The organism is Pseudomonas tremae (assembly GCF_023278125.1).
Taxonomy (GTDB): Bacteria; Pseudomonadota; Gammaproteobacteria; order Pseudomonadales; family Pseudomonadaceae; genus Aquipseudomonas; species Aquipseudomonas tremae.
In genome coordinates, this window is the sequence record NZ_CP066270.1 from 880,956 (window position 1) to 887,500 (window position 6,545).

Annotated in this window: 4 protein-coding genes and 1 rRNA gene (1 of these 5 only partly in view); 3 read left to right on the forward strand and 2 right to left on the reverse strand. The window is 57.1% G+C overall.

Translation table 11 applies throughout. The annotated features are described in order from the left end of the window. Positions 1-49: 49 nt before the first annotated feature. The gene (locus tag I9H09_RS04090; RefSeq protein ID WP_053480424.1) at positions 50-1,465 is read right to left on the reverse strand and encodes a uracil-xanthine permease family protein; all 1,416 of its coding nucleotides are present in this window, start codon (positions 1,463-1,465) and stop codon (positions 50-52) included. A gap of 186 nt (positions 1,466-1,651) precedes the next feature. Then, positions 1,652-2,572 carry a LysR family transcriptional regulator gene (locus I9H09_RS04095; RefSeq protein ID WP_005887345.1) on the reverse strand — a complete coding sequence of 307 codons (921 nt, stop codon included), beginning with the start codon at positions 2,570-2,572 and terminating at the stop codon, positions 1,652-1,654. A 111-nt stretch (positions 2,573-2,683) separates the two neighbouring features. On the opposite strand from I9H09_RS04095, the gene aptA reads away from it, so the two are divergent. From aptA to I9H09_RS04110, 3 genes are all read left to right on the forward strand, one after another. Then, complete coding sequence (aptA, locus tag I9H09_RS04100; RefSeq protein ID WP_122350168.1) at positions 2,684-4,030, forward strand: omega-aminotransferase AptA; 1,347 nt, start codon at positions 2,684-2,686, stop codon at positions 4,028-4,030. A gap of 84 nt (positions 4,031-4,114) precedes the next feature. Further along, a complete protein-coding gene (locus I9H09_RS04105; protein WP_236502306.1) occupies positions 4,115-5,608 on the forward strand; it encodes a CoA-acylating methylmalonate-semialdehyde dehydrogenase in 1,494 nt (497 codons plus the stop codon). Between the two features lie 556 nt (positions 5,609-6,164). Beyond that, positions 6,165-6,545: ribosomal RNA gene (locus tag I9H09_RS04110) — 16S ribosomal RNA — on the forward strand (it continues 1,158 nt past the right edge of the window).

Genomic DNA, 6,545 nt, shown 5'->3' on the forward strand with positions numbered 1-6,545 from the left:
TCACCGGCGGCTATCCCGCAAGCGCCGGTGCAAGTGCAATTGTCGAAAGTTAAAGTGGCTGCTCGAGGTGCTTGGGTTCCGGCACCTTGTCGGATTGGACTGCGGCGACTTTACCCTCTGGAATCAGCAAGCACATGACAATCGCAGTGATGCCGCCACTGGTGATCGCCGAATCGAACAGGTTCTGAATCAACTGCGGCATTTGATGCAGCAGCGAAGGTTGCGCCGCGATGCCAAGACCAACGCCAAACGAGGTCGCAATGATCAGCATGCTGCGCCGGTCCAGTGGCGACTGAGCCAGAATCCTCACGCCTGCCGCCGCAACGCTGCCGAACATCACCAGCGTCGCGCCACCCAATACCGGCTTGGGGATCTGCTGGACGACGGCGCCAATGTGCGGAAACAGCCCAAGGATGAAAAGCACCGCGCCGATGTACAAACCGACATAGCGGCTGGCGACGCCGGTCAACTGGATCACGCCGTTGTTCTGCGCGAACGTGGTATTGGGGAACGCGCTGAACGTAGCGGCAATCATGCAGCTCACCCCATCGCCCAGCACTCCGCCCTTGAGGCGCGCCAGGTAACCCGGGCCGCTGATCGGTTGTCGTGCGAGCATGCAATTGGCGGTGAGGTCGCCGACTGTTTCGATGCTGCTGATCAGATAAATCAGCGCGATAGGCAGGAAAGCGCTCCAGTCGAAGCTGAAACCGAATCGGAACGGCAACGGTACGCTGATCAACGGCAGGTCATGAATAGGCTGGAGCACCAGCTTGCCGCTGAACCAGGCGGCAAGACTGCCAATGGCCAGGCCGATGATGATCGCCGACAAGCGTACCCAAGGGGTATTCGAACGGTTGAGCAGGATGATCACCGCCAGTACGAATACACCCAGCGCCAGATTCAGCGGTGCACCGAAATCCGGTGCGTTGAAGCCCCCCCCCAGATCGGTCACACCGACTTTTATCAGGCTAACGCCAATCAGCGTGATCACGATGCCGGTCACCAGCGGCGTTATCACGCGGCGTAGCTGGCCGATACAACGGCTCAGGATTATCTGTACCAACGCGCCGAAAAAGCACACGCCGAAGATCATCGCCATGATGTCCTCCGGGCTGCCACCGCGCTGCTTGACCAGAAAGCCTGCTGAAAGCACGGCCCCCAGAAAAGCGAAACTGGTGCCTTGCAGGCAGATCATTCCGGCCCCAATACCAAACGGGCGACGTGCCTGAATGAACGTGCCAGTGCCTGACACCATCAAGGCCATGCTGATCAGATAGGGCAGGTATTCGGTCAGTCCCAGTGTCGAGCCGATAATCAACGGCGGTGTGATGATGCCGACGAAGCTGGCGAGTACATGCTGAAGCGCTGCCAATAGGGCGGTCAGCGGTTTTGGTCGGTCGTTCAAGCCGTAGATCAGGTCGTTATTGTCACAATCTTCAACGCGTTCAGGAGTGTCAGGCTGCATGGCGAGGTCTCGGAATGGGAAATGCCACTGGCTGGCGTGTCACTTTTTCCTGATGTTGCAAAAAGCTGTCCACCCACTCAGGTTATTGTTGCGAAAGTCGGTGTATTGCCAGATATATCAGCCTGATAGCGTTTTTACGGGTGCCCGCGATTCAGACGAATCAATCCGGTGTCTGGCAGAAATGTGTCATCGGGTAGCAGCCAGTGCTTCCAGAAAGCTTTCCAGCACCAAATGAGGGCGTCGGCCCTTGCGCGTTACCGTGACAAGGTTGAGGTCATAAAACTTCGAGTCAGGTTTCAACGCACGTAGCCTGCCTTCCTGTACCCAGGCGTTGGCGTAATGATCCGGCAGGTAACCGATGTAGCGCCCGGTCAGAAGAAGAAACGCAATGCCCTCACGGTCGGAGGCGCTGGCCGTGCAGGTGAGCGCTTTGTAATGATCCTGAATGTCGTGGGGCAGGCGGAAGGTAGGAGTGATCGCTTCCTGCTGTGCAAGGCGATCGTCATCCAGCGTCGAATTGTCGGCGTAAAAAAGCGGGTGACCGACTGCGCAGTAAAGCAGTGAGCGCTCGCTGTACAGCGCGTGATATTCCAGCCCCCGCAACGCGCTGGCCTGGGGAACGACACCCACATGCAGGCCGCCGTCGAGAACGCCCTGTTCCACTTCGGCGGGGGCAACCATGCGGATATTGATATGCACGCCTGGGCCGCGCTCCTTGAGCCTGGCCAGTGCATGGGTGATGCGCATGTGGGGGAGGGTGACCAGGTTGTCGGTCAGGCCGATGTTCAACTCACCGCGCAAATTTTGATGCAGACCGTTGACTTCGGTCCTGAAGCTTTCCAGTGCGCTGAGCAACTGCAGCGATGATTGGTAGACCTCGCGGCCTTCATCGGTAAGCGAAAAACCGGCCCGCCCTCGCTGACACAAACGCAGGCCGAGGCGCTGCTCCAGGTCGCTCATCTGTTGGCTGATGGCGGACCGGCCAATACCCAGCGCACTTTCGGCAGCCGAAAAGCCGCCTGCTTCGACCACACTCTTGAAGAGGCGCAGCAAGCGGATATCAAAATCACTGACTTGCGCCAACGGATCGGAACGGCGAAGGCTCATTGTTTAGTAAATGCCTAACTAAAGATCGTGAAAATCATGTTTCACCAACTTTAGTCCCGTGGCACCTTGGCTGCAATCACTGTTCGTCTACGTGCCTGCGAGGCTCGCTCCATGAATATGTTTGAATCGTCAGAAGTGCCAGTCACCAGCCAGCTGAAGCTCGATGCTCACTGGATGCCTTACACCGCGAATCGTAATTTCCACAGCGACCCACGCATGATCGTCGCCGCGCACGGCAGTTATCTGACAGACGACAAGGGGCGCAAGATCTACGATGGCCTTTCCGGTCTCTGGACCTGCGGCGCGGGGCATACTCGCAAGGAAATTCAAGACGCTGTGTCGCGGCAACTGGGCATCCTGGATTACTCACCCGGCTTTCAGTTCGGGCACCCCCTGTCATTCGAGCTGGCGGAAAAGATCACCGAGTTGACGCCGGGCAATCTCAATCACGTCTTCTATACCAACTCTGGCTCCGAATGTGCGGACACAGCGGTGAAGATGGTGCGCGCCTACTGGCGGCTGAAAGGCCAGGCCAGCAAGACCAAAATGATCGGCCGCGCGCGTGGTTATCATGGCGTGAATGTAGCCGGCACCAGCCTGGGCGGCGTCAATGGTAATCGCAAAATGTTCGGTCAGTTGATGGACGTCGATCACCTGCCGCACACCTTGCTGGCCAGCAATGCTTTCTCCAGGGGTATGCCCGAGGCCGGCGGTATCGCGCTGGCCGACGAGATGCTCAAACTGATCGAACTGCACGATGCATCGAATATTGCGGCGGTGATCGTGGAGCCGATGTCAGGTTCGGCGGGTGTGATTGTTCCGCCACAAGGCTACCTCAAGCGTTTGCGCGAAATTTGCGATCAGCACAACATCCTGCTGATCTTCGACGAAGTCATTACCGGCTTCGGTCGTACTGGCTCGATGTTCGGCGCCGACAGTTTCGGCGTGACTCCGGACCTGATGTGCATCGCCAAGCAGATCACCAATGGCGCCATTCCGATGGGCGCTGTTATCGCCAGCAGCGAGATCTACCATACCTTCATGAATCAGCCCACGCCGGACTATGCCGTCGAGTTTCCGCATGGTTACACCTATTCGGCGCATCCGGTGGCATGCGCGGCGGGGTTGGCTGCGTTGGAGCTGTTGCAGCGTGAACACCTGGTGCAGCAGGTTGCAGACATTGCGCCGCATTTTGAAAGCGCGTTGCACGGTATCAAGGGCGCGAAGAATGTCGTCGATATTCGTAATTACGGGCTGGCAGGGGCCATCCAGATTGCACCCCGCGACGGGGATGCAATCGTGCGGCCTTTCGAGGCTGGCATGAAACTGTGGAAAGCAGGTTTCTATGTGCGCTTCGGCGGCGACACTCTGCAGTTCGGCCCGACCTTCAATAGTAAGGCGCAAGACCTCGATCGCATGTTCGACGCCGTGGGCGAGGTATTGAACCAGCTTGATTGATCACGCTGGCAGTCTTCTCGCACAGATACTTTTTCCTGTCAGGGGTGAATAGATTCGCGCCTGACGCCGTTTTCTGGAGTTTTCATGAGCAACATTCAGCACTTGATTCATGGCGAGTTCGTGTCCGGCAACGGTCGCGTGGCAGATGTGTTCAATCCGTCGACCGGGCAGGTTATCCGCCAGGTGGCGCTTGCCAGCCGTGAAACCGTTCAGCAAGCCATCGACTCCGCCAAATCTGCGTTCCCGGCCTGGCGCAACACGCCGCCTGCCAAACGTGCCCAGGTAATGTTCCGTTTCAAACAACTGCTGGAGCAGAACGAAACACGCATTGCCCGGTTGATCAGTGAAGAGCACGGCAAGACGCTGGAGGATGCGGCTGGCGAGCTCAAGCGCGGGATCGAAAACGTGGAGTACGCCTGCGCAGCGCCGGAAATATTAAAGGGTGAGTACAGTCGCAACGTGGGGCCGAACATCGATGCATGGTCCGACTTCCAGCCGCTGGGCATTGTTGCGGGTATCACCCCGTTCAACTTCCCGGCCATGAAGCCGTTGTGGATGTACCCGTTGGCGATCGCGTGCGGCAACTGCTTCATCCTGAAGCCGTCCGAACGTGATCCGAGCTCCACGTTGTTGATTGCCGAATTACTGCATGAAGCCGGGTTGCCGAAGGGTGTGCTGAATGTGGTGCATGGCGACAAGGTGGCCGTCGATGCACTGATCGAGGCGCCAGAGGTCAAGGCACTGAGCTTTGTCGGCTCTACGCCGATTGCCGAGTACATCTATAAGGAGGGCGCTGCACGGGGCAAACGGGTTCAGGCGTTGGGCGGGGCCAAGAATCACGCCGTGCTGATGCCGGACGCGGACCTGGACAACGCAGTCAGTGCCCTGATGGGCGCGGCCTACGGATCCTGTGGTGAACGATGCATGGCGATCTCTGTAGCAGTCTGCGTGGGCGATCAGATTGCCGATGCGCTGGTGGCCAGGCTCGTTCCGCAAATTCAGAGCCTGAAGATTGGTGCCGGTACTGCCTGTGGCCTGGACATGGGGCCGCTGGTTACCGGGCAGCATCGCGATAAGGTCAGCGGCTATATAGAAGATGGCGTGCAATCGGGCGCTACTCTGGTTGTGGACGGCCGGGACCTGCAGATTGCCGGGCATGAGCAGGGCTTTTTCATGGGAGGCTGCCTGTTTGACCGCGTAACGCCGCAAATGCGTATCTATAAAGAAGAGATCTTCGGGCCGGTGCTCTGCATCGTGCGCGTGGATAGTCTTGAGCACGCCATGCAACTCATCAATGATCACGAGTACGGTAACGGCACATGTATCTTCACCCGCGATGGCGAAGCGGCGCGGCTATTCTGTGATGAGATTGAAGTAGGGATGGTCGGGGTCAATGTGCCGCTGCCCGTGCCGGTTGCCTATCACAGCTTCGGTGGCTGGAAGCGTTCTCTGTTTGGCGACCTGCATGCTTATGGGCCGGACGGTGTGCGCTTCTATACGCGGCGCAAGGCGATTACCCAGCGCTGGCCGCAACGTGCCAGCCATGAAGCGTCGCAGTTTGCGTTCCCCAGTCTGTAAATTTTCAGGAAGGGAGATCGTTCTTTACAATGATCTCCCGCGTTTACTGGGGGTCACCGAGCGGATTGCAGGTTTTTGAAATTAACGGACTTCCGGCGCAGACGGAAACGAAAAAGCCTTGTAGATCAATAGGTTGCAAGGCTTCGGAGTGAAGAATCAGCGAGGGAGGAGGTCGAGTCTGCAGTGATCGACAGCGGTGAGAAAAAAGAGTTTGACACGCGGTTGTAACGCTGTAGAATTCGCCTCCCGCTGAAGAGCAACTGAAGAGTTGATCGAAGCGCAAGTGGTTGAAGTTGCAAAGGAAACTTTGAAAACTTCTAAAAATAACCGCTTGACAGATACAAGAGACGCTGTAGAATGCGCGCCTCGGTTGAGACGAAAGGTCTTAACCACCCGCTCTTTAACAACTGAATCAAGCAATTCGTGTGGGTGCTTGTGGTGTCAGACTGAAGTCAACAGATTATCAGCAACCCAAGTTACTCCGCGAGAAATCAAAGATGTAACCAACGATTGCTGAGCCAAGTTTAGGGTTTTCTCAAAACCCAGTTAGATGTTTGAACTGAAGAGTTTGATCATGGCTCAGATTGAACGCTGGCGGCAGGCCTAACACATGCAAGTCGAGCGGCAGCACGGGTACTTGTACCTGGTGGCGAGCGGCGGACGGGTGAGTAATGCCTAGGAATCTGCCTGGTAGTGGGGGATAACGTTCGGAAACGGACGCTAATACCGCATACGTCCTACGGGAGAAAGCAGGGGACCTTCGGGCCTTGCGCTATCAGATGAGCCTAGGTCGGATTAGCTAGTTGGTGAGGTAATGGCTCACCAAGGCGACGATCCGTAACTGGTCTGAGAGGATGATCAGTCACACTGGAACTGAGACACGGTCCAGACTCCTACGGGAGGCAGCAGTGGGGAATATTGGACAATGGGCGAAAGC